Source organism: Acinetobacter sp. Res13-Abat-PEC15-P4-01 (assembly GCF_015676285.1).
Lineage (GTDB): Bacteria > Pseudomonadota > Gammaproteobacteria > Pseudomonadales > Moraxellaceae > Acinetobacter > Acinetobacter nematophilus.
On sequence record NZ_JADAIN010000011.1, the window covers coordinates 99,127 to 120,774 of the forward strand.

The 21,648-nt window shown below is 39.9% G+C and carries 16 protein-coding genes; 11 read left to right on the plus strand and 5 right to left on the minus strand.

The window, feature by feature from the left end; all coding sequences use genetic code 11:
* The first annotated feature begins 46 nt into the window (after positions 1 to 46).
* Both IMO47_RS04765 and dapE read left to right on the plus strand, forming a co-directional pair.
* Entirely contained in the window at positions 47 to 187 is a 141-nt protein-coding gene (locus IMO47_RS04765) for an entericidin A/B family lipoprotein (RefSeq protein WP_004830144.1), read from the plus strand.
* Positions 188 to 348: 161 nt separating this feature from the next.
* Positions 349 to 1,482: a succinyl-diaminopimelate desuccinylase gene (gene dapE, locus IMO47_RS04770; RefSeq protein ID WP_196076495.1), complete on the plus strand. Its 1,134-nt coding sequence runs from the start codon at positions 349 to 351 to the stop codon at positions 1,480 to 1,482.
* A gap of 647 nt (positions 1,483 to 2,129) precedes the next feature.
* Here the strand turns inward: dapE and IMO47_RS04775 are convergent.
* Positions 2,130 to 4,313 (minus strand): carboxy terminal-processing peptidase, encoded by a 2,184-nt coding sequence (locus tag IMO47_RS04775; protein WP_196076496.1) that lies wholly within the window; start codon positions 4,311 to 4,313, stop codon positions 2,130 to 2,132.
* 196 nt (positions 4,314 to 4,509) lie between these two features.
* Here IMO47_RS04775 and nagZ point away from each other — a divergent pair, with 196 nt between their 5' ends.
* A complete protein-coding gene (gene nagZ, locus IMO47_RS04780) occupies positions 4,510 to 5,529 on the plus strand; it encodes a beta-N-acetylhexosaminidase (protein ID WP_196076497.1) in 1,020 nt (339 codons plus the stop codon).
* 248 nt (positions 5,530 to 5,777) lie between these two features.
* The gene (locus tag IMO47_RS04785; RefSeq protein WP_196076498.1) at positions 5,778 to 6,620 is read left to right on the plus strand and encodes a class I SAM-dependent methyltransferase; all 843 of its coding nucleotides are present in this window, start codon (positions 5,778 to 5,780) and stop codon (positions 6,618 to 6,620) included.
* Positions 6,621 to 6,823: 203 nt separating this feature from the next.
* Here the strand turns inward: IMO47_RS04785 and IMO47_RS04790 are convergent, their stop codons facing one another.
* Positions 6,824 to 8,170, minus strand: coding sequence for an alpha/beta fold hydrolase (locus tag IMO47_RS04790; protein WP_196076499.1), 1,347 nt, complete (start codon positions 8,168 to 8,170; stop codon positions 6,824 to 6,826).
* Between the two features lie 304 nt (positions 8,171 to 8,474).
* On the opposite strand from IMO47_RS04790, the gene IMO47_RS04795 reads away from it, so the two are divergent.
* From IMO47_RS04795 to pta, 3 genes are all read left to right on the plus strand, one after another.
* A complete protein-coding gene (locus IMO47_RS04795; RefSeq protein WP_196076500.1) occupies positions 8,475 to 9,740 on the plus strand; it encodes a glutamate-5-semialdehyde dehydrogenase in 1,266 nt (421 codons plus the stop codon).
* Between the two features lie 606 nt (positions 9,741 to 10,346).
* The gene (locus IMO47_RS04800; RefSeq protein ID WP_196076501.1) at positions 10,347 to 11,564 is read left to right on the plus strand and encodes an acetate kinase; all 1,218 of its coding nucleotides are present in this window, start codon (positions 10,347 to 10,349) and stop codon (positions 11,562 to 11,564) included.
* Positions 11,565 to 11,835: 271 nt separating this feature from the next.
* Entirely contained in the window at positions 11,836 to 13,977 is a 2,142-nt protein-coding gene (pta, locus tag IMO47_RS04805) for a phosphate acetyltransferase (protein ID WP_196076502.1), read from the plus strand.
* A gap of 120 nt (positions 13,978 to 14,097) precedes the next feature.
* Here pta and IMO47_RS04810 read toward each other — a convergent pair whose 3' ends face one another.
* Complete coding sequence (locus IMO47_RS04810; protein ID WP_196076503.1) at positions 14,098 to 16,287, minus strand: TonB-dependent receptor; 2,190 nt, start codon at positions 16,285 to 16,287, stop codon at positions 14,098 to 14,100.
* Between the two features lie 287 nt (positions 16,288 to 16,574).
* Positions 16,575 to 17,201, minus strand: a complete 627-nt coding sequence (locus IMO47_RS04815) for a class I SAM-dependent methyltransferase (protein ID WP_196076526.1) — start codon at positions 17,199 to 17,201, stop codon at positions 16,575 to 16,577.
* A gap of 169 nt (positions 17,202 to 17,370) precedes the next feature.
* On the opposite strand from IMO47_RS04815, the gene IMO47_RS04820 reads away from it, so the two are divergent.
* The 4 genes from IMO47_RS04820 (at position 17,371) to IMO47_RS04835 (ending at position 20,674) form a co-directional block, all read left to right on the plus strand.
* Positions 17,371 to 18,894, plus strand: a complete 1,524-nt coding sequence (locus tag IMO47_RS04820; RefSeq protein WP_196076504.1) for a fumarate hydratase — start codon at positions 17,371 to 17,373, stop codon at positions 18,892 to 18,894.
* A gap of 83 nt (positions 18,895 to 18,977) precedes the next feature.
* Complete coding sequence (locus IMO47_RS04825) at positions 18,978 to 19,526, plus strand: hypothetical protein (RefSeq protein ID WP_196076505.1); 549 nt, start codon at positions 18,978 to 18,980, stop codon at positions 19,524 to 19,526.
* 10 nt (positions 19,527 to 19,536) lie between these two features.
* A complete protein-coding gene (locus IMO47_RS04830; protein WP_196076506.1) occupies positions 19,537 to 20,070 on the plus strand; it encodes a DUF2059 domain-containing protein in 534 nt (177 codons plus the stop codon).
* A gap of 70 nt (positions 20,071 to 20,140) precedes the next feature.
* A complete protein-coding gene (locus tag IMO47_RS04835) occupies positions 20,141 to 20,674 on the plus strand; it encodes a DUF2059 domain-containing protein (protein WP_196076507.1) in 534 nt (177 codons plus the stop codon).
* 57 nt (positions 20,675 to 20,731) lie between these two features.
* On the opposite strand, the gene IMO47_RS04840 is transcribed toward IMO47_RS04835, so the two are convergent.
* Positions 20,732 to 21,481, minus strand: coding sequence for a DUF2846 domain-containing protein (locus IMO47_RS04840; protein WP_196076508.1), 750 nt, complete (start codon positions 21,479 to 21,481; stop codon positions 20,732 to 20,734).
* Positions 21,482 to 21,648: the final 167 nt, after the last annotated feature.

A 21,648-nucleotide genomic window follows, 5' to 3' on the forward strand; every position in this document is an offset into this window, starting at 1 on the left:
TTCGTATAGTATAAATGTAATTAACGCGTGAAACACGGAGATAGTAATGAAAAAAATTTTAGCAGTTTCAATGTTATTCGCTTTTGTTTTGTCTGGCTGTAACACTTTTAAAGGTGTTGGTAAGGATGTGTCTAAAGCGGGGGATGCGGTTACGAATTCTGCAGAAAAAGTTGAAAATAAGATGTAATTCAACACCATCAAAATTTGATTTTTGGAAAGCCTTATCTGCCACAGATAAGGCTTTTTCATGCATATTTAAAAGCTTTTGGACTTTCTCCACTTTTAGGTTTTCATTCAGTTTTATCTTCCTCTATTATATTGTTCAATTTTCTTACTTGATCAATGTCCATGAATCGCTCGGATACCTTAGAACTCAGTTTACAACTTCTTCGTCAGCCCTCAGTGACACCTGTCGATCATAATTGCCAAAACATCATGGCTGATCGCTTATCTGCAATTGGATTTAATATTGAAAATATGCGTTTTGAAGATGTAGACAATCTTTGGGCAAGACGTGGAACCAGTTCACCTGTTTTCTGCTTTGCAGGTCATACAGATGTTGTACCCACTGGTCATTTGGATGCCTGGCAATCAGATCCATTCTTACCGGAAATCCGTGACGGCAAGCTTTATGGTCGCGGTAGTGCTGACATGAAAACAGCTTTGGCAGCCATGGTGGTGGCCTCTGAACGTTTTGTTAAAAATCACCCTGACCATAAAGGATCTATTGCATTTTTGATTACCTCTGATGAAGAAGGTCCATCGATCAATGGTACAGTCAAAGTCGTTGAAACATTAGAAGCCCGTAATGAAAAAATGACCTGGTGTCTGGTCGGTGAACCTTCAAGCACCTCCAGCCTTGGTGATATCGTTAAAAATGGACGTCGTGGTTCATTGAATGCGGTCTTGACGGTAAAAGGCAAACAAGGTCATGTTGCCTATCCCCATTTGGCAGTTAATCCGATTCATACCGCATCTAAAGCTCTAGCAGAACTTTGCGATACTGTTTGGGACAACGGCAATGAATACTTCCCTGCAACTTCTTTCCAAGTGTCTAATATTCAAGCAGGCACAGGCGCAACCAATGTTGTTCCAGGCACCATGACGGTGACCTTTAATTTCCGCTATTCTACAGAAGTAACAGCGGATCAACTCAAAACCCGCGTCTTGGAGATACTCGATCGCCATCAAGTGAACTATGATATTGAATGGACACTCTCAGGCTTGCCATTTTTGACTCCTGTAGGTGAATTGGTGAATGCTGCGCGTACTGCAATTAAAAACGTCACAGGTACCGATACCGAACTTTCAACCAGTGGAGGTACATCTGATGGACGTTTTATCGCTCCTACCGGTGCACAAGTGCTTGAATTGGGCGTGCTCAATGCAACCATCCACCAAATTAATGAGCACGTAAATATTGATGAACTCGAGCCTTTGGCTGAGATTTATGAACAAATCCTGGTTGAATTGCTGGCTTAATGCCTTCACACTTTTTGATCAAGATTTTAAACCGTTTCAGCCTGTAATAGGATGGTGCACGCAGATCACAGGATCATTCCTTGGACATGATTGGTGACGTTTGATGATTTGATTCATGTATCGATCATCATTGATACCCTGAAAAAAAGCATCGAGGCTAAAGCAGGAGTCATAATGTTGATCAAAACAGAATAACTCGAGATTGCTGATATGGCAGACCTTCAATCCATAAGGTAACAGACAGAATTAAAACGACAACAGCGCCATAAAATCCAGTCAAAAGAACGCCCAATCAACTTGATTGGGCGTTTATATCAATATCTGTCAACCTATATAAGCAACAAGCTCAGCGTCTGTAGACATGTCAAAAATGACTTGCATCATAGATTGACCAGCCATAAAGAATATACACTGTAAGGAAACTTGAAAATAGCGAGACTATTTTCAAGTTTCATGACTTAGTCCGAGATAGTTCTAGCCCCAAGCAACAACAAAGCATGGCTTTGTTGACAAACCAAGGCAAAATGGAGGGACTCGTGTGTTTTTTGCCCTTTGGGTTAGCTTTAGAAACAGTATTTCGCTTCTTTCTAGTCCTGCCTAAAACACACATAGTCGTAAACATAGACGAATTTCAACGTCCCCCATCATTATTTACTTTTTAAATGTGACATATCAAGCAACACCTGAGCAGCCTCATTCACAAAAGTCTCTTCCTCTGGCAACGCTGGACGTTGATTTGCTTTCATTTTTGCTCTGGACTCTGCTAACGCATCCAAACTGGCTTGATAACTTTCCCAATTCGAATAAGGTTTCAAGCCTGTAGCAGCACGACGTTTGTTTTCGGCAGCTAAAGTTTTCATCTCAAGCGCAATCAATTCTGCTTTACGTTTATCAATATCCAAAGAAATGCGTTTTTGATCTTTAGTTTCCTGAGCAATTGCCTTACGTGTTTCTAGATATTGGAATTGAGGATCCTGGCTTACACGCGCCTTGGATTTTTGATCTAGTTGTGCAACATAAGGTTGAATTGAACCTTCACGCTTAAATGGTGCAGTTGGAATGGTATCCCATTTTAAAGCATTCTTTGCTTTACGCTCACCAAACTCTTCATCGTAGATATCAACCAGCTTAATGTCAGGAATTACACCTTTATTCTGCGTACTTCCCCCCGTCACACGGTAGAACTTGCGTTGCGTCAATGTTGCTTGACCATAAGCCAAACTATCCAACTGAACTTGTGCTGTTCCTTTACCTGTTGTGGTACTTCCCAGAATAACGGCGCGATCATAATCCTGAAGTGCAGCAGAATAAATTTCACTTGCAGATGCAGACGCGAGATTAACAAGTACAGCCAAAGGTCCTGCATAGGTTTGCGCACCACCATCAGTGTCTTCAAACACGCTGACATTGCCGTTGCCATCACGAATTTGTACGACAGGTCCTTCTTTAATCACCTGTCCAATCATTTTGGCAACCTCTTCTAGAGAACCGCCTGGATTATTACGCAAATCAATGATTATACCTTCAACATTTTGTGCAGCGAGTGCTTTTAATGCTTTGTTGGTATCTTCGGATACAGAACGATATTCTGTACCTGCACGACGAGCACGGTAGTTCAAATAGAATGATGGAATTTCCAATACGCCGAACTTGTGCTTTTGCCCATCACGACTGATTTCAACTGTTCGTGAACGTACCCCTGCATCTTCTTCCTGGATGACATCGCGAGTAATGGTGACAACACGTGCTTGACTCATAGAGGCGCCAGCACCAAGTAACTTCACTGAAACTTTGGTTCCACGTTTGCCACGGATCAATCCCACGATTTCAGAGCTTGGCCAACCAATAACATCGACCATTTTTTCACCGTCTTGGGCAACACCAATAATTCGGTCTCCCGACTTCACTTGCCCTGTTTTACTTGCAGGCCCACCATCTACGATAGTTTCAATCTTCGTGTAGTCCTCATTACCACGCTCCGGACGGATCGATACACCAATCCCCTCCAGTTGCAAGGTGGTTTGGCGATTCAACTCCATCGCATCAACAGGTGGGAAATAATTACTATGTGGGTCATAGGTCAATGTCATTGCATTGAGGATACGTTCAAGAACATCATCGCTTTTGGTTCGACTGATTCGTTCCAATTGACGTGTATAACGTTTCGTTAAAGTCTGAACAGGTGTTAGATCTTCAGATGCAGCTAAATCTTGCCCATTGGCAAGCGTTGGATCGTCTTTCAATGCTTTCTGTTTGGCTTGATCTTCTTGCTTGGCAATCGTGAGATTAATCAACTGCGAAACCAGCATTTTGCGCCAATAATTCTGTAATTCAGCTTTGCTACCAAAAAATGCAGCTTTTTCACGATCTGTATCGATAAATTCATTCGGCTGATTTAAGTTTTGTGGTTTTTTAAGCTCAGCCAATTCAAATTCATAAAATTCTTTTAAACGTGTTCGATAATGCGCATGAATTGCAAACGGTCCAGACAAATCGCCCGCTTTGAGCTTCGCACCAAGCGTTGCACCATATTGTTTTTTATATTGCTCAATTTCTGAAGCTAAAAATAACGTGTGTTCAGGATCAAGGCTGTCAATATACATATCTAGAATACGATTGGATGTATTGGCATCTAAGCGCATATTTAAATAATGCTGACGATCAATTAATGTTGCCAGTTGACGAGTCACAAGTGCTTGTTCTTGTGAAGGATGGATCGATTGAGCAACGTTTGTAGCATTGGTTTCCGCCATTGCTTGATTGATGGTATGTGTGAAGAACAAACCACCTGTTGCAAGTGCGATAGCGCAAGCGAGAGTTTGAATTTTCATAAATTCTTAATATTTCCTTGGGTTTTCCAATTTCTCTATCGTTTTTCAATCTGAACTCAACAGTTTCAACATCTTAAACGACTTTATCTGTGTATGTTGTGTAGTTTTATCATAATCTGTACTGAGTAAATGTAGCAAATCATTGCAGAAATCGGGTATTGTTTCCAAGTTTATATAAATACAACCGTGGATTCCTATGATCGGCGCATTGATGCTTGATATTGCAGGCACAGAACTTACTCAAGAAGATATTGAACTATTACAGGCTCCGCAAGTCGGTGGCATGATTTTATTTTCAAGGAACATACAATCTCCTGCTCAAGTTCGTGCCCTCACTGACCACATGCGCACAATTCGACCAGACATCTTGATTGCTGTCGATCAGGAAGGCGGTCGTGTACAACGCTTAAAAAATGGCTTTACTTTACTTCCAGCAATGGGGCATTTTGGTCAACTTTACTTAAGCCAACCTGAAAAAGCCATAGCATTGGCTGAGCAATGTGGCTGGCTGATGGCGATAGAAGTGCTTGCTGTCGGGATTGACTTTAGTTTCGCACCAGTCTTGGATATCAATGACATCAGTGATGTGATCGGTGATCGTGCTTTTGCAGAAAATGTGCAAGATATTGTTCCGTTGGCAAGTGCATTTATGAAAGGAATGCAGCGTGCTGGTATGGCAACCACTGGCAAACACTTCCCCGGGCATGGTTCAGTCAAAGCAGATTCACATGTGGCTGCTGCAATTGATCAACGAGATTACCAAGAGATTTTTGACAACGACATGCAGAGTTTTATCCAACTCCAGGGACAATTGGATGCACTTATGCCGGCTCATGTGATTTATGAAAAAGTTGATCCAAACCCAGCTGGATTCTCTGCATATTGGATTCAAAAAGTATTACGTCAAACTTTAAAATTTGATGGGGTACTATTTTCCGATGACTTGAGTATGCAAGCTGCCTGTGTGGCAGGAGGTGCAGATGCCCGTATTCGTGCCGCCCTCGAAGCCGGTTGTGATATGGGACTCGTTTGCAACAATCGTGAATCCGCATGTATTGCTTTGGCAGGTATTGAAAATTTACCTTTCCCGAACCAAATACGTTTATCACGTATGCGTGGCAAAATTCCCAATCTCACCATCGGTGAATCTTTTGATTTAGGTGATGAATGGAAAACTGTCAAAAAAGTCATTGAAGAATTTAGAAATTCTCTTTAAAAAGATAGATAGGACGTCCCTGCAATGTACAACATATTGTAGGGAGAGCAACTTAGGTTTGTTCAACTTGCTTTGTACCCTTTAAGATAACACCATGAATGCTGTGTAAATATTTCTCACTGTTCAGGCTGCTTAAAAGGTACGCTATGGCATGGAATCAGGAAGAACAAATAAGAGAACCATCAAATTCAGTATTTGTGTTTTCGTATTTGATGACCCAATTAAAAAAACAATAGTTAAGGAAAACTATGTCAGACCAACAACTTTCTAAGCATCGGCATATTTCATTTACCGCACATTATACAGGTTATATCTGGTATAAAATGGGTATTTCCCACCCTTTGCTTGCTACATCTAAAGGCAAAAGACTGGCGATGATTGCTCATCCCATCGAAAGTTGGGGAGAAAGATTTGTTGGTGGCAGTATGCGGACCACTTTAACACAACGTCACACCATCCTAGATGATCGTTTACATCAACTGATTGCACAATTTCCTGATTTACAAGTCCTTGAAATCGCTGCGGGGTTGTCTCCGCGTGGATGGTGGTTTAGACAACAATACGCTCAAATCGATTATCGTGAATTAGATTTGCCTGAGATGGCGAAAACCAAACAAGCTGCACTAAAACAGATAGATCCGAATAGCCCTGAAGTTTTATCAGTCGATTTATTTACCCATGACTTTCAAAATGCATTCAAAGTCTTTGATCCTCAAAAACCTCTCGTTGTGATCAGTGAAGGTTTAATCAATTACTTCAATAAAAATCTTTTAAAGCAGTTGATTCAATCCATAGCAGATTATGGGAAAAATTTTAAAGCTTTACACTATCTCACGGACATATATCCTGAACCTGTCAAAAACAAATTTGCTACCGTCATCTGGAACAGCAGTAAATTACTGAAATTGATGTCCAGAAGCGCCTTCACTTTTCATTTTACCTCTCCCGAACACGCCAGACATTTTATATCTGAAACTGGTTTTAAAAAAATTGAAGTGATTCAGCCTAGTCTGTATTTCAACCAGAATAGTAAACAAGATCCTGAACAGCATCTAGGTGATTTAGTCTGGGTCATTGATGCACAATTATAAATGATAGAAACATGAGATAGTGTTAAACCGTCTCATTATCCCTACAAGTTTGTGGACATAGATCAATCATATTCAATGAACTTTATGCTTGTTCCGAACATTCATTTTATTGGTCAACAGAAATGATGTTTTACGATGAGTTTTTCAACAGATTGACTGCATGAAAAACCAGTTCAATTTGAACTGGTTTTTTGTTGCCTCAATTAAGCTAGAGCTGTATCTTCTTCTACACGACAAACAGGCGTGAGTGTTTGACGGGTAATAAAGCGCAATAAACGGTCTGCATTTTCAAAACTGCCATGTTTAAATAAGGCACGAACACGATGCTCAGAAGTTTCAAAAATCAGACACTCAATTGCAAATTCACCTTCATCATCACTGAGATTCAATGCCAAGTCACGAGTATGTTCATTAACAAAGCTTAAATCACCGATATGATCGAGATTCATGAACAGTCCGAAATAATTCAAATCGACAACGTGAACGGGAATTACTTTATTGGAATGACGATGCGTCAATTGACGTTGGGGATCAAGCACATGAATCCGAGCCTCTCCGCGACGTTCAATTTTGTGCATTTGCTCGCGTGTTAAATTGATAATCCCATCCAATCCCTGAATAGACTTACCCTGCAAGTAGGTAGTAAATAGATTCATGGTTTCTTTACGGCGTTGCAATTGTGGCACATGATCCGCATTGGCAATCATGGCAAACTGCATATCTGGACACTGCAAAGCAAAATGAGCATTTTCATGCGGTAATGTGAAACTGTCATACTGACCACAGGCGACAAGCGTATTTACACGTGGAACGGGAACATGGCTCAAACGCAGTAAACGATTGCAGTTGATTTCATAACGTTCTTGTTCAGTATTTGAAAACTCTGCCATTTGTTTGAAGAACAATCTTTTCGCTGTAGGTGACATCCGCGTTTTATCGAGTTTGGCATGGTTGACCAAATAAAGAATAACGGCTTGACCAAACTCATCCATCCGCTGCTCTTTCATCAACATCAAAGACTCTTCCAATAACATGCGCCAGCTCTTGCGCGTTTCCTGCATGACTCCCATTAAAATCATCTTTTCAACCAGTTCCGGACGTTGATCAACAAAAAAGGATGCGATCACTGACCCGAGTGAAATACCGACAACTGCAACTTTCTGAATATTCACGATATCTAGCCACTGACCCAACATTCGTGAAAGATCAGGAAGCTCCAATGTACCTGCAGATAGACCAGAATCAATATTGGTAATTTGCTGATTCGCTCCCATGGAAGGTAGATCAATGAGAATGACTGGACCACTTTCAAAGAATTGCTCAACACAATATTTATAGGAGTTAAAATTTTGAAATGCGCCGCCCACAATCACAATCGGTGTATTGTGAATAGTTCGCGCATCAGCAATCGCCATATACTCAACTTTCCAACCATCAATCCAAGTTGTCCTGGGTTCCTGTTTGAAACTATTTTTGTGGTATATGTCGAAAAAACCAAAGCTTGATAAAGATTGGTGTGATTCTGTGTCCATTTGGATAATGGAATTCATATCCTTCCTCCATCCTTGCTTTATTCTTTTAATATGCAAGATTTCGACCCGCATTATTCTTTCAAATTTGTGATACGTATATGTTCTGTATCACATCAATGTCCTTATTGTTTCATTCTTACAGATGTGTGATTTATACGCAATCGCTAAATTGACCGTCTGTCCAGTTTAAATGGCAAAAAGATTGCAAGATATTTAGCGACCCTGCACAGGATAGATAAGTTTATTTCAATGAAATACTTCCTTGCTTTTGCTTAGACTGCTACTATCAAAGGGAAATTTTTAAACGATCAAATAAACTGCTATGCAAGATTCAATTGAACAGTATATGCAAACTGTAGGAATTCAAGCTCGTCAAGCCGCTAGTGCTTTGGCAGGTGCGACTACACTTGTAAAAAATAATGCCTTATCTGCGATTTATACTGCTTTGGAAAATAGTGAACCGCAAATCTTGGCTGCTAACCAAATTGACATGACCAAAGGTCGTGACAACCATTTAGATAGCGCTTTACTTGATCGTTTAGAACTCAACCCCACACGCTTCAAAGGCATGTTACAAGGCTTAAAAGATGTAATCGGACTGGTAGATCCTATTGGCGAAATTACCGATTTGGCTTTCCGTCCAACCGGAATTCAAATCGGTAAAATGCGAGTACCCTTGGGTGTCGTGGGTATGATCTATGAATCACGCCCAAATGTAACCCTTGAAGCAGCATCACTGGCGCTAAAATCTGGCAATGCCATCATTCTACGCGGCGGTTCTGAAGCGCTTAACTCGAATCAGGCAATTGCTCAAGCCATCCAACATGGTTTAAAAGCGGCCGGATTGCCTGAAACGTGTGTACAGGTCATCAACACCCCTGATCGTGCAGCAGTTGGTCAGTTGATTACAATGTCTGAATATGTCGATGTGATTGTCCCTCGTGGCGGGAAAGGTTTGATTGAACGTATCAGCAATGAAGCAACAATTCCCGTGATTAAACACCTGGATGGTAACTGTCACGTATTTGTTGAAGCTCAAGCAGACTTACATAAAGCGCTACCGATCGCATTAAATGCCAAAACGCATCGTTATGGTGTGTGTAATGCCATGGAAACTTTATTGGTAGATGAAAGCATTGCTGAAGAATTTTTACCCCGTATTGCTGAACTCTATGCGGAGAAACAGGTTGAATTACGGGGATGTATCAAGGTTCAGAAGATCTTAGGCAATACCGTGAAACCGGCAAGCGAAGAAGATTGGTATGAAGAATATCTTGGTCCAATTTTGGCAGTGAAAATTGTGACAGGGATTGAAGAGGCCATCCACCATATTAATAAATATGGCTCACATCATACGGATGCAATCATTACTGAAAACTTTAGTTTGGCACGCCAATTCTTGACACGAGTCGACTCCAGTTCAGTGATGGTCAATGCTTCTACCCGTTTTGCAGACGGTTTTGAATATGGTTTAGGCGCTGAAATCGGTATTTCAACCGATAAGATCCATGCACGTGGTCCAGTAGGACTTGAAGGTTTAACTTCGCAAAAATGGATTGTATTGGGTGACGGTCAAATTCGTCATTAATCACATTTTAAAAAATTTGCAAACTCAGCATTGTCCTACGTCTTACAATGCTGAGTGTTACAACTGCTTGCCCCTATTCGCCACAAAGCTCACTCAACCCCACAACAAGTAAAATACCTTGCATAAACAACACATTATAAACAATACCCTATTTTAAACCATTGCCAATGATGTTTTTGAGTATCCTGTTTCATCAGCTGGTTTACTGGGTAAAATTTTCATAAATGATCAAGTTGAACCATTAAAAAACCATAACCCATCTTATTTTCTCAAGAGTTTGAATCATCAAAAATTATTGAAAACTAAAACAGCTATATCCTCGGACCGATTGATTGTCATAAACTCATATAAGTTTGTTTACAAGAAACTGCACAATGCAGATAGATTAAAATAAAGATGAATGATAGTTTTTATTAATCAACTGATAAATATTAAATATTAATCAATATCAGGTCGATAGTCCGAAAGTCTAATCACCTAAAGTCTATCTAGGACAAAAAAACTACACATGGTACAACATCACTACTGATCTAATTTGCCCTATAAATAAAGCGTAATCAGATCAATCAGGATGACTTTTTCAAATTACAATTTGGGTATTAAAACGTGTCTACATCAGTATTAGTAATTAACTGCGGATCTTCATCAATCAAATATGCGCTTGTTTCTGAACGTCGTGAAGATCGGATCTTTGGTTTAGCGGAAAACCTTGGTTCTGCTGATGCACGTATTAAGGGGATCACGGCGGGCAATCAGCCACTCGAACTCTCCATCCCGCATGCAGACCATGAAAAAGCTTTAGAAACCATTTTAAGTCGTTTATCACAATACCAACCGAAAGCCATTGGTCATCGTGTTGTCCATGGCGGCACATTGACTAAAGCAGAATTACTCACACCTGAAATTGTAGAAAAAATTCGTGAAGCGACTCCATTAGCTCCGCTGCATAACCCTGCTCACCTGGTCGGTATTGATGCAACAATGCGTCTATTCCCTGAACTGCCGCAGGTTGCCGTATTTGATACGGCATTCCATCAAACCATGCCTGCCCATGCCTATCGTTATGCATTGCCGAAATTTCTTTATACACAGCACAATGTCCGTCGCTATGGTTTCCACGGCACTAGCCATGCCTATGTTTCTGAACGCGGCTCTGAACTTGCAGGCAGCTATAAACATGGTGGTTGGTTAACAGCACACTTGGGTAATGGTAGCTCAACTTGCGCAATTTGGAATGGTCAAAGTGTAGATACCTCAATGGGGCTTACGCCACTTGAAGGCGTAGTGATGGGTACACGTAGTGGTGATGTAGACCCAAGTATTCATAGTTTCCTTGCTTCTAACTTGGGCTGGGATATTTATAAAATTGATAAAATGCTGAATAGCCAATCAGGTCTACTTGGCTTATCTGATCTTTCCAATGATATGCGTACATTGATTGAAGCTTCGGAGCAAGGCAATGAAGATGCTACTTTAGCAATTGAAGTATTCTGTTACCGTTTAGCAAAATCACTCGCGGCACTGAGCTGTGGCTTACCTCGTATAGATGGTTTATTCTTCACGGGTGGGATTGGAGAAAATTCTGCATATATTCGTGAAAAAACAGTGTCGTATTTACCACACTTCGGTTTCAACCTAAGCAAAGAACAGAATGATGGTTTAAAACGTGGCACTGAAGGTCGTATCGACGCAGGAACAGGTCCGCAAATTTGGGTTGTTCCAACAGATGAAGAAGGTCGTATTGCCAAAGAAACTGTACATGTTGTTGAACATGAGGTACAACAGGCTGCAAAAAAGCCTGAATCAGATGTTGCGGCAGTTTAAACTGTCGTTGCGATGATCTGAGCCAAGATAATCCATTGTGAATCATGTCGTTCTAAAAACATGATTCACAACAGAGCATAGAATTACACCGCTTAGAGTTTCTGCGATCCTTGAATAAAGGTCATACAAGCATGGACCTGATCATAGAAATTCTTAATATTTGACTCGAATGTATTGATAAATAAAGAACTTGTGTCAAATAGTGTACTCTGCTTTGTTGGCTTCTCTGTATATACAAATTTCAATCTTTTTATTTATTAAAGAATAGTCTATGAAAACGATTCTGTTGGTGCCAACTGGGGAAGGTGTCGGACTAACCTCCGCATGCCTAGGTTTAGTCTATGCTTTGGAATGCCAAGGTGTTAAAGCAGGCTTCGTCAAGCCATTTTCACAAGAGTTACAAGCAGAACCAGATCGCACAACGGCTCTGTATCGCCACATTTCAAAACTGGATACTGTCGAACCTATTGCGTATACCAAAATTACCCAACAGTTGAATGACGGTGAAACTGATGAGCTTTTAGAAGAAGCGGTAAGTTTACAGCGTCAAGTGGCTAAATCACATGACATAATTATTGTAGAAGGGTTAGTCCCAACAGCTCGTGATGCTTTTGCCAGTGATCTAAATGCTTCTTTGGCGCAAGCGCTAGATGCAAAAGTTATCTTTGTCAGCAATGCAGACATTAATCGACCTGAATACACAGCCGAAAAAGTCGAAGCACAGTTACGTAACTTCGGAGGTGCTTCATCCACCCGTAATGCGGGTGTATTGTTTATGCGTACGCGCGGCTTACCGGCCGAATCTGCTCAAATCCCTGTGACCATTGATCCTAGTTTACGTTTGATTTCAGACACAGAACAATTCAAAAAAGAAATTCAAAAAACCCATGCTCACATCGGTTCTACAAATTTCCCGATCATCGGTTTGGTGCCTTTCAGTGATACTTTAAGTGTGCCTCGTGTTTCTGATCTTGCAAAACAAATTCAGGCAACATGGATTAATCAAGGTAAAGCCTCTACACGCCGTGTATTACATAGCAGCTTGATCGCTTCAAACATTGAACATGAATTACAAAAATTTGTGGCTGGGGAATTAATTATCAGTGCATCTGATCGTATTGATGTACTGTTGGCAAGTAGTTTAGCGACCAGCAATGGTATTCCGCTTGCAGGATTAGTTCTTACTGAACATCATGAACCTAATCCTTTGGTTTTGGAATTCTGCCAAACTGCAATCAAAAATGGTTTACCGATTTTACATACGCCACTCAGCACCTTTGAAACAGCCCAGCAACTGGCGAATCTAGGCAATGAGATTCCTGTAGACGATACCGAGCGAGCAGATCAAGTCACCCGTTTTGTATCCAGTCATATCGACCAAGACTGGTTACTTCAAATCCTCAATGGTGACTATAAACCCCGTCTATCTCCATCTGCCTTCCGTCATGAATTGGTGCAAAAATCAATTGCAGCCAAAAAACGGATTGTACTTCCCGAAGGCGATGAACCACGTACCATTCAAGCAGCAGTCATCTGTCAGTCCCGTGGAATTGCGCAATGCGTATTGTTAGCAAAACCTGAAGCTGTTCTTGATGTCGCCAAAGCTCGCAACATCGAATTACCTGCTGATTTGGAAATTATTGATCCAGATCTGATTCGTGAAAATTATGTCGCACAAATGGTTGAACTGCGTAAAGGCAAACTCAATGAATTGCAGGCGCGTGAACAACTTCAAGACACAGTAGTATTAGGGACCATGATGCTGGCGCTGGATCAAGTGGATGGCTTGGTATCAGGTGCAGTACATACCACAGCCAATACTGTTCGCCCCGCTTTCCAGCTGATTAAAACAGCACCGGAATACTCTTTAGTATCCTCAATCTTCTTTATGCTCTTGCCTGATGAAGTTTATGTGTACGGAGACTGTGCGATTAATCCTGATCCTGATGCTGAACAGTTGGCAGAGATTGCGATTCAATCTGCAGATTCAGCAAAAGCCTTTGGTATTGACCCACGTATTGCCATGATTTCCTATTCGACAGGGACTTCAGGCGCTGGTGCAGAAGTAGAGAAAGTCGCTAAAGCGACCGAAATTGCAAAACAACGTCGTCCTGATTTACTGATTGATGGACCATTGCAATATGATGCTGCATCTGTTGAAAGTGTCGGGCGCTCTAAAGCACCAGACTCTCAAGTTGCCGGTCGTGCCAATGTCTTTATTTTCCCTGATCTGAATACAGGAAATACCACCTATAAAGCAGTGCAGCGTTCTGCAAATGTGGTGAGTGTTGGTCCAATGCTGCAGGGTTTAAACAAACCTGTAAATGATTTATCGCGTGGAGCATTGGTGGATGACATTGTCTTTACTATTGCACTGACGGCGATTCAGTCAGAACAGCAAGCAGCACAATAAGCTTTTACATAAATAAAAAAACCACTCAGATGATTTGAGTGGTTTTTTTATTTTGTTGTTCTTATAGTTTATTGATCAACATACCGCATGATTCAAATAAATATGAGTACACAGCAGCACTTAAAAGTAATAATTCACACGGAATAGATAGTTTCTTGGTGTACCAGGCATCGCGTTTGAACGCCAATATTCTTTGTCGGTAAGATTGTTTACCGCAAATGTTGCCCCCCATCTATCATCCTTATAACCCACTGCTGCATCAACACGAGTCCAGTCTGGCATTTTTGTGGTGTTTTCATCAGAGGTATAATAAGACCCCATGTAAGTTGCACCGACTTCTCCATAAAACTTTTCTGTAGGAAGGTAGCGTACAAACAAATTACCCGTATGTTTTGAAACGTTTCTTAAATCATTATCCACCAATTCAGGTTTTAAATCATTTTTAGCGATTTTGGAATCTGTATAACCATAACCACCACGAATATAAAGGTTATTGAGTGCTTGACCAATAAAGCTAAATTCAGCCCCAGTAGATTCATGTTTACCAACAACTACATAAGGTGAATTATTGTCATCAGGGTCCTTACGAGCACGAATATTATTTTTATTGATATTGAATACAGAAAATTGTGTATTTAACTTAGAATCAAGCCATTCGCTTTTTATACCAATTTCATACTGATCAAGATACTGAGGCTCGTAATTGTATGCATTTAGATCATCTGTTGCATTAACAACATTGACGCCCATGTTTCCACCAAAAGGTGAAAAACTACGACTATAAGATGCATATAAGCTTTGTTCAGGTACAGGTTGCCATACAAAGCCTACATTCGGACTAAATGTTTCATCCTGAACAGTTCTTGATTGTCGATAAGAAGTCGAACTCTCTAATTTATTTGTAGTTTTTGCTTCATAATAATCATATCTTCCGCCCAACATTATTTTAAATTGGTCATTAATACTCATTAAATCTTGAAGAAAAAGTGCATAATTCGTCCCTTCATTATAATTATGAGAGGTCATGATATGCCCTGTGCCACGATTACTAAAACGATCCCCAGTCAATGGATTTACAAACCCATAAATCAATGACCCATCCGAGTTTTTATTAGATAATAACGGCTCTCGTTGTTCATAAGACCAATCTGTACCAACCAAGATATTGTGTTTGATTGCCCCAGTCTTAAATTCTCCTGTTATATCCCAAGTATTGGCAGTAGTTTTATTGGTCGTTTGTTGCCAGTAATAGATTTGATTGATATAGCCTTTGTAACAGCCTTTATTTGTATTCGTTGGCTTCACGTCAGCTGTACACATAGATCCTAAATAAAAATGATCAAAATTCTGTTCCGATTCACGATGACTTAAACTCCAATGAAATTTCCAATTTGGTGCAAATTCATATTTAACATCTGTACGCATTGTTTGAAGAACATCTTCTACATAGTCACCGGGTTGAGAAAACCCCATCTTGATTGATGTTCCTAAAGGCAAGTTATCATAGGAAGGTCCACGATCAGGTACGCGTTCTAAATTGTCATATGTAAATTCTGTGGTCCAAATCAGTTTCTCATCATCACTGCGATAGGTCACGCTTGGAGAGATCATTTCTTCTTTCGAACCGATCCCTGAACGAAAACTATTGGTATCTGACTTTTCTCCAACCAAACGCACAGCCCAGTTATCATTAAGTACTTTATTTAGATCAATAGTTCCACCAACATTGCCATAAGACCCAGCGTAAGCACCAATTGAACTTGGTGAGTCAAAATTTGCGTATTTGGTGACCATATTAATCACACCACCACCACCACTACGACCGTAGAGTACAGATGCTGGTCCTTTTAAAATCTCAATACGTTCAACATTGGCAGTACTACGACGAATCTGTCCACTTTCACGCACACCATCACGGTAAATATCACCTGAATCAGCACTGAACCCACGCAGCATAATGCCATCACCACGCATGTCATAGCTGGTTGAGACACCTGGTGTTCCCTGTAACATCACACTTAAATCATTTGCGCCGTACAACTTATATTTGGACACATCAATTGTATCTACAGTTTGTGGGATATCTTTTTTATCTAAACCATTTCGCGTGACATTGGCTTGTTTATAGTCCACATACGTTTTAATGGGGTCACCATCAGCCATTGCTTCAATCGCAATGGTCGGAAGTGTGGCCGTATTGGCTCTTTGCTCTTCCTTGGCAATATCAGAATTAGAAAATACCATAGGAGATACAAACAGGCATCCCGTTGATAGCATCATGAGTGTTAAACTTTTTTTGACAAAACGCATTCCATCCCCCAAAAAATCGTAATGATAATAATTATCATTATAATACAATTTTTCATAAAAATTTACACAAGTATGCCAATTCCTTCACACAATGGTCTATATTGCCTTCGTTCAAAAGTATTTTTATTGAAAATAATCTAATCACTCTCTTAAATAAAAACTAAATAATTAAAAAAAACATCATTAAAATTCAAAAAAATAATTAAAATGCCATATATGGTTCATGAAGTATTATTCACTTGAATATTTTTTTAATTATTTGATTCAATTGATTAAATTAACAGCAATTAATTTTTTTGAGCCAACCAAACGGTATGACCTGTACAGTTAGGATCTTCGGCTATCATTATGATAACTTTAAAACCAAAGCGATTAAGCAATTGGGTATATTGTTCTGAGGACAAACTGGCATGGTATAGAGGTTCTCCGAATAAATCGCCAATCTGCTCTCCATATGCTGGACCACTAGTAAACATTAAAACGGTATCCTGCATTGAAAAATGATCAAATTGCTGAAACATGGCACTTTGATGTTCCGGTGATAAATGAAAAAAGCTGTCCCAAATTAAAATTCCCTGAAACTTTTCAATCAGTTTAACTGTACGCATATCCCCTTGAATCCAATTACATTCTGGAAACAAGTGTTCTGGAAAATTCTGCCGAGCCATCTCCAACATTGCTTTTGAACTATCTACACCCGTAACACGATGCCCTTGCTCAATCATATAAGCCGCTATGGGTTTTGCGGAACCACAACCTAAGTCCAGTATATTTGAGTGTTGTGGAAGTAATGCCGAAAACCGATCCAACCATACTTTTTCATATAGGTACGTCCCTCTTAACCCAACCCATGCATGAGCTTTCTTTTCATAAATTTCAATAATATTTTCAGCCAGATGAGTATGGTCTTTCATCATGTAGCAAATCCCTTTCAAAGATTTCATTGTCAAATAAGTATAGATTTTTTAGCTTGAATAAAATCATAAAACTTTAGCCTAAAAATCCATCAAAGCCACCACAAAACAGGCAATATCACGTATAATTCTGCCCGCTAGCTAACAGCCCGCTCAAGAGATTTTTGATATGACAACTATTATCAAGCAAGATGACTTGATCACATCGGTCAAGGACGCGCTCCAGTTCATTTCGTACTATCATCCACAAGACTTTATCCAAGCGATGAGCCGTGCTTATGATCGTGAAGAGAACAAAGCTGCAAAGGATGCAATCGCACAAATTTTAATTAACTCACGTATGTGTGCAGAAGGTCATCGTCCAATCTGTCAAGATACTGGTATTGTTAACGTATTTGTTGATGTGGGCTTAGACGTTAAATTTGATTTAACCATGAGTTTAGACGATGCAATCAACGAAGGTGTACGTCAAGGTTATTTAGAAAATACCAACGTACTTCGTGCATCCGTCCTTGCAGACCCTGCTTTCGGTCGTAAAAATACTAAAGATAATACCCCTGCTGTGATTCACTATAAGCTTGTTCCAGGGAATAAAGTGGATATCACTGTTGCTGCCAAGGGTGGCGGTTCCGAAAATAAATCTAAACTTGCGATGTTAAACCCATCCGACTCTATCGTAGACTGGGTACTTAAAACTGTACCGACCATGGGCGCAGGTTGGTGTCCTCCTGGTATGCTGGGTATTGGTATCGGTGGTACTGCTGAAAAAGCCATGATGCTTGCAAAAGAATCGCTCATGGAAGAAATCAATATGGATGAATTACTTCGTCGTGGTCCACAAAACCAGATTGAAGAACTTCGTATTGAAATCTTTGAAAAAGTAAACGCTTTGGGTATTGGCGCACAAGGTCTGGGCGGTTTAACCACAGTGCTTGATATCAAGATCAAGGACTACCCTTGCCATGCGGCAGGTAAACCAGTGGGAATGATTCCAAACTGTGCTGCAACACGTCATGCGCATTTCCAATTAGATGGTTCAGGTGTTGCACATATCCAAGCCCCGAAACTTTCAGACTATCCTGAAGTGACTTGGGATTCTTCTACCTCTAAACGTGTAGATCTTGATACTATCACTCAAGAAGAAATGAATGCTTGGCAACCGGGTGATACCTTGTTGCTCAATGGTACAATCTATACAGGTCGTGATGCTGCCCATAAACGCATGGTTGACATGCTCAATAAAGGCGAACAGCTTCCTGTAGATTTAAAAGGCAAGTTCATTTATTACGTTGGTCCTGTTGATCCTGTTGGTGATGAAGTGGTCGGCCCTGCAGGTCCAACGACTGCAACACGTATGGATAAATTCACCCGCCAAGTACTCGAAGCAACGGGGCTATTTGGTATGATTGGTAAAGCTGATCGTGGTCCAGCAGCGATTGAAGCCATCAAAGACAATAAAGCCACTTACCTTATGGCTGTAGGGGGTGCTGCCTACCTTGTGTCTAAAGCAATCCGTGAAGCTGAAGTTGTCGCATTTGCTGACTTGGGTATGGAAGCAATTTACAAATTCAAAGTACAAGATATGCCTGTATCGGTAGCTGTGGATGTAAATGGTACTTCTGTTCATGCGACAGCACCAAAAATTTGGCAAGCCAAAATTGGAAAAATTCCAGTCGTTGATGCTGCACAATAATATCCCATAAAGCTTAGATTAAGCTTGAGGATCACTGGAAAAGCACTCTATGATTAGAGTGCTTTTTTATTTTGAGCCAGATCATGAACTTTATAAAATATATTATTTTTTCTGTGCTGTTTTCATCTTCGATCTCTATTCAAAGTTTTGCATCAACAACTGAGAGTCAAGCACTTGACCAACTCGCGCAAGGTATCATTGTCAATCAAATATGGCGTCTACAATACAGTGAAAGCGTAAATGAGATTTATCAGCATCAAGCAGAAAATCTAATCAAAAATGGCTTAGGTACGATAGAACTCACAGATCAAGAAAAACAACTCATCCCACAAATTGTAGAAATCTATCAGGCAATGCCCGAAAAAATTCTACGGGATCCACAATTTATCGCCCAAACCAAACAAATTCTTTTAGAATCGTTAAATCCTCAAGAGATTGAAATCTTATATGATAGTGCTACGACTCCAAGCCAGGAGTTATATACAAAACTGGCAAATGCTGACACGAAAATATTCCTAGAAAGCAATGCTGCGATTTCTAAAGCAGTCAACGATCCTCATTTTATCCAACCATATCGCAACAAAATTGGACAAATTATTCAACACCTGCCTCAGTTAGATGAAAATAAATAAAGGAAAATCCATGAAAATTAAGCAGTTCATTTTTACTTTAAGTTTATGCTGCATCACAGTGTCAAGCTTTGCATCTCCAGCAACAGATAAAAGCGTCGACAAATTGATGCAACTTTCCAATATCACTGAAATATTCAGACAAAGTACTCGTGATATGCAACCCTATTTTGATGAGCAAGCTGAAGATCTTGTTCGCCAAGTGACTGGGGCTCAGACTCTCAATATTGATCAGCAAAATGCTGCACTGCAAATTAGTGCCCTCTATAGCGATGTTCAACAGAAACTGATTACAGATCCTGAATATCTTGATCTATTCAAATCACTTTTTAAAAAAACCTTTACTGAAGAAGAAATCCAAGCCAATATTGCGTTTCTCAGTACACCTTTAGGTCAATCAATTAATCAGAAGATGAACCTATTAATGACTGAAGTCATGCAAGAAACCACTCAGTTTTCACAGAAACAAATGCTCAAAGCAGAAAATCAAAAAGTGATTAAGGATAAAATGGAAGCCATTTTAAAACCGATACTGCAAGCTCAATAGAGCTTTATATTGTTTTCAGTGTGAGTCCCCCCTTGTCGTATAAATAACCACGTTATCCTATAGGTATATTATGAAATTATTACAATATTTAGTGCTTCTTGGTTCATGTATATCCGCCAATTTTGCTTTTGCAGCACAAGCATCAGATCAGCAAGTACAGCAGTTGCTAAAAGTGATGAATATTGATCAACTTTTACAAGAAACCATGCAGCAGATTCGCCCTCAATTAGACCAACAGGCATATCAGATCATTCAAATGACCGTAAAAAAGGAACAGTTGAGTCCACAAGAACAAATCGTTGCCAATGAACTGGCAGATAAAATGTATGCCCAAAGTCAAAAAACAGTATCTTGGGAACAGATCAAACCGCTTTATCTAAAAATTTATAAAGATGTTTTCAATGCCGATGAAGTACAAGCACAAATCGACTTTTATTCAAGTGCTATAGGTCAGTCCATACTGAAAAAATCGCCTCAGGTTGCTCAAGAAACCATGAAGATTATGAATGCTCAACTCAGCAGAACGCTTCAAAATACTGAACAGGATTTTAAAGACATCAATAGAAAACTCGCTGAGTTGAAAAAAGCAGCGAATACACCGTAAGCATTAAAAAAGAGAGCTAGGCTCTCTTTTTTACATCTGGATGTTTGTTAAAAAAGCTTACCAAGTCGTTGGATTCCAGAGCTTAAAAGGTTGCCCTAAATGTACATCATCACTTACCTTATATGGTGCACCTTTAATTTTCTCTTGCGGTTTAATTACCCGCCCATCCGCAGTCACCTCAGCAACAAAATTCAATCCAGGTGTTTTAAGTTGCGTCATGGCAATTTCTTTTAAACCCTGTCGTGTTGGCATTTGCATCAATGGTCCAACTCGTAATAGCCCAGCCTCACCGTTTGGCCCACCACGGAATTTCTCTTCCTCGTATTTAACAAAATATTGCCCGCCTGCTTCTACAGAAAAATAGGCAACTTTAGGCTTCTGAAAATGAAAAACTGTTAATGGCCGACTTAGACTTAATTTATAATCACCTTCAGCAAGCTCAATCCAATAGTAGTGATTGCTGATTAAACTGGGAATACGCTTACCATTTAAAAAGAAATTGGTGGGAATGATTTCCTGTCTGTTCCAGCGACTGTCTGGACGATAGAAATAAATCACAGCAGCTTGAGGATTCTGTGGTTTCACCAAATGAAAGTATTGACCGGGTTTTTGATTGACCCAAGAACCGGCGGAAAAAGATTTCACTTTATATTGATCCAGCTTTTCATGAACCAATGATTGTTCTTTTTTAAAATCAATAGGATCTAAAGTTGAAACAACTTTGGTTGATTGCTGTTCAACAGATTGATGACTTTGACAAGCTGCTAATCCACAACTCATCAAAACGAATAAACTGATGTAACGCATGATTTTCCCTCACCGCGTATTTTTTATTTTCATTCTTAATAAACAATATTCTGCACAGTGAGCTTAACATTACAATGACAATTTAAAAATAAAAAAACGTGTAAATAGTCAAACTACTTACACGTTTCAGATAAGATGCAAAAGTGATGCTGAGTAAAATCCAACAT

Bases quoted from the DNA above. Each gene is read 5' to 3' on its own strand.
- IMO47_RS04765 (WP_004830144.1), top strand. From the start codon at position 47: ATGAAAAAAATTTTAGCAGTTTCAATGTTATTCGCTTTTGTTTTGTCT.
- dapE (WP_196076495.1), top strand. From the start codon at position 349: ATGAATCGCTCGGATACCTTAGAACTCAGTTTACAACTTCTTCGTCAG.
- IMO47_RS04775 (WP_196076496.1), bottom strand. From the start codon at position 4,313: ATGAAAATTCAAACTCTCGCTTGCGCTATCGCACTTGCAACAGGTGGT.
- nagZ (WP_196076497.1), top strand. From the start codon at position 4,510: ATGATCGGCGCATTGATGCTTGATATTGCAGGCACAGAACTTACTCAA.
- IMO47_RS04785 (WP_196076498.1), top strand. From the start codon at position 5,778: ATGTCAGACCAACAACTTTCTAAGCATCGGCATATTTCATTTACCGCA.
- IMO47_RS04790 (WP_196076499.1), bottom strand. From the start codon at position 8,170: ATGAATTCCATTATCCAAATGGACACAGAATCACACCAATCTTTATCA.
- IMO47_RS04795 (WP_196076500.1), top strand. From the start codon at position 8,475: ATGCAAGATTCAATTGAACAGTATATGCAAACTGTAGGAATTCAAGCT.
- pta (WP_196076502.1), top strand. From the start codon at position 11,836: ATGAAAACGATTCTGTTGGTGCCAACTGGGGAAGGTGTCGGACTAACC.
- IMO47_RS04810 (WP_196076503.1), bottom strand. From the start codon at position 16,287: ATGCGTTTTGTCAAAAAAAGTTTAACACTCATGATGCTATCAACGGGA.
- IMO47_RS04815 (WP_196076526.1), bottom strand. From the start codon at position 17,201: ATGAAAGACCATACTCATCTGGCTGAAAATATTATTGAAATTTATGAA.
- IMO47_RS04820 (WP_196076504.1), top strand. From the start codon at position 17,371: ATGACAACTATTATCAAGCAAGATGACTTGATCACATCGGTCAAGGAC.
- IMO47_RS04825 (WP_196076505.1), top strand. From the start codon at position 18,978: ATGAACTTTATAAAATATATTATTTTTTCTGTGCTGTTTTCATCTTCG.
- IMO47_RS04830 (WP_196076506.1), top strand. From the start codon at position 19,537: ATGAAAATTAAGCAGTTCATTTTTACTTTAAGTTTATGCTGCATCACA.
- IMO47_RS04835 (WP_196076507.1), top strand. From the start codon at position 20,141: ATGAAATTATTACAATATTTAGTGCTTCTTGGTTCATGTATATCCGCC.
- IMO47_RS04840 (WP_196076508.1), bottom strand. From the start codon at position 21,481: ATGCGTTACATCAGTTTATTCGTTTTGATGAGTTGTGGATTAGCAGCT.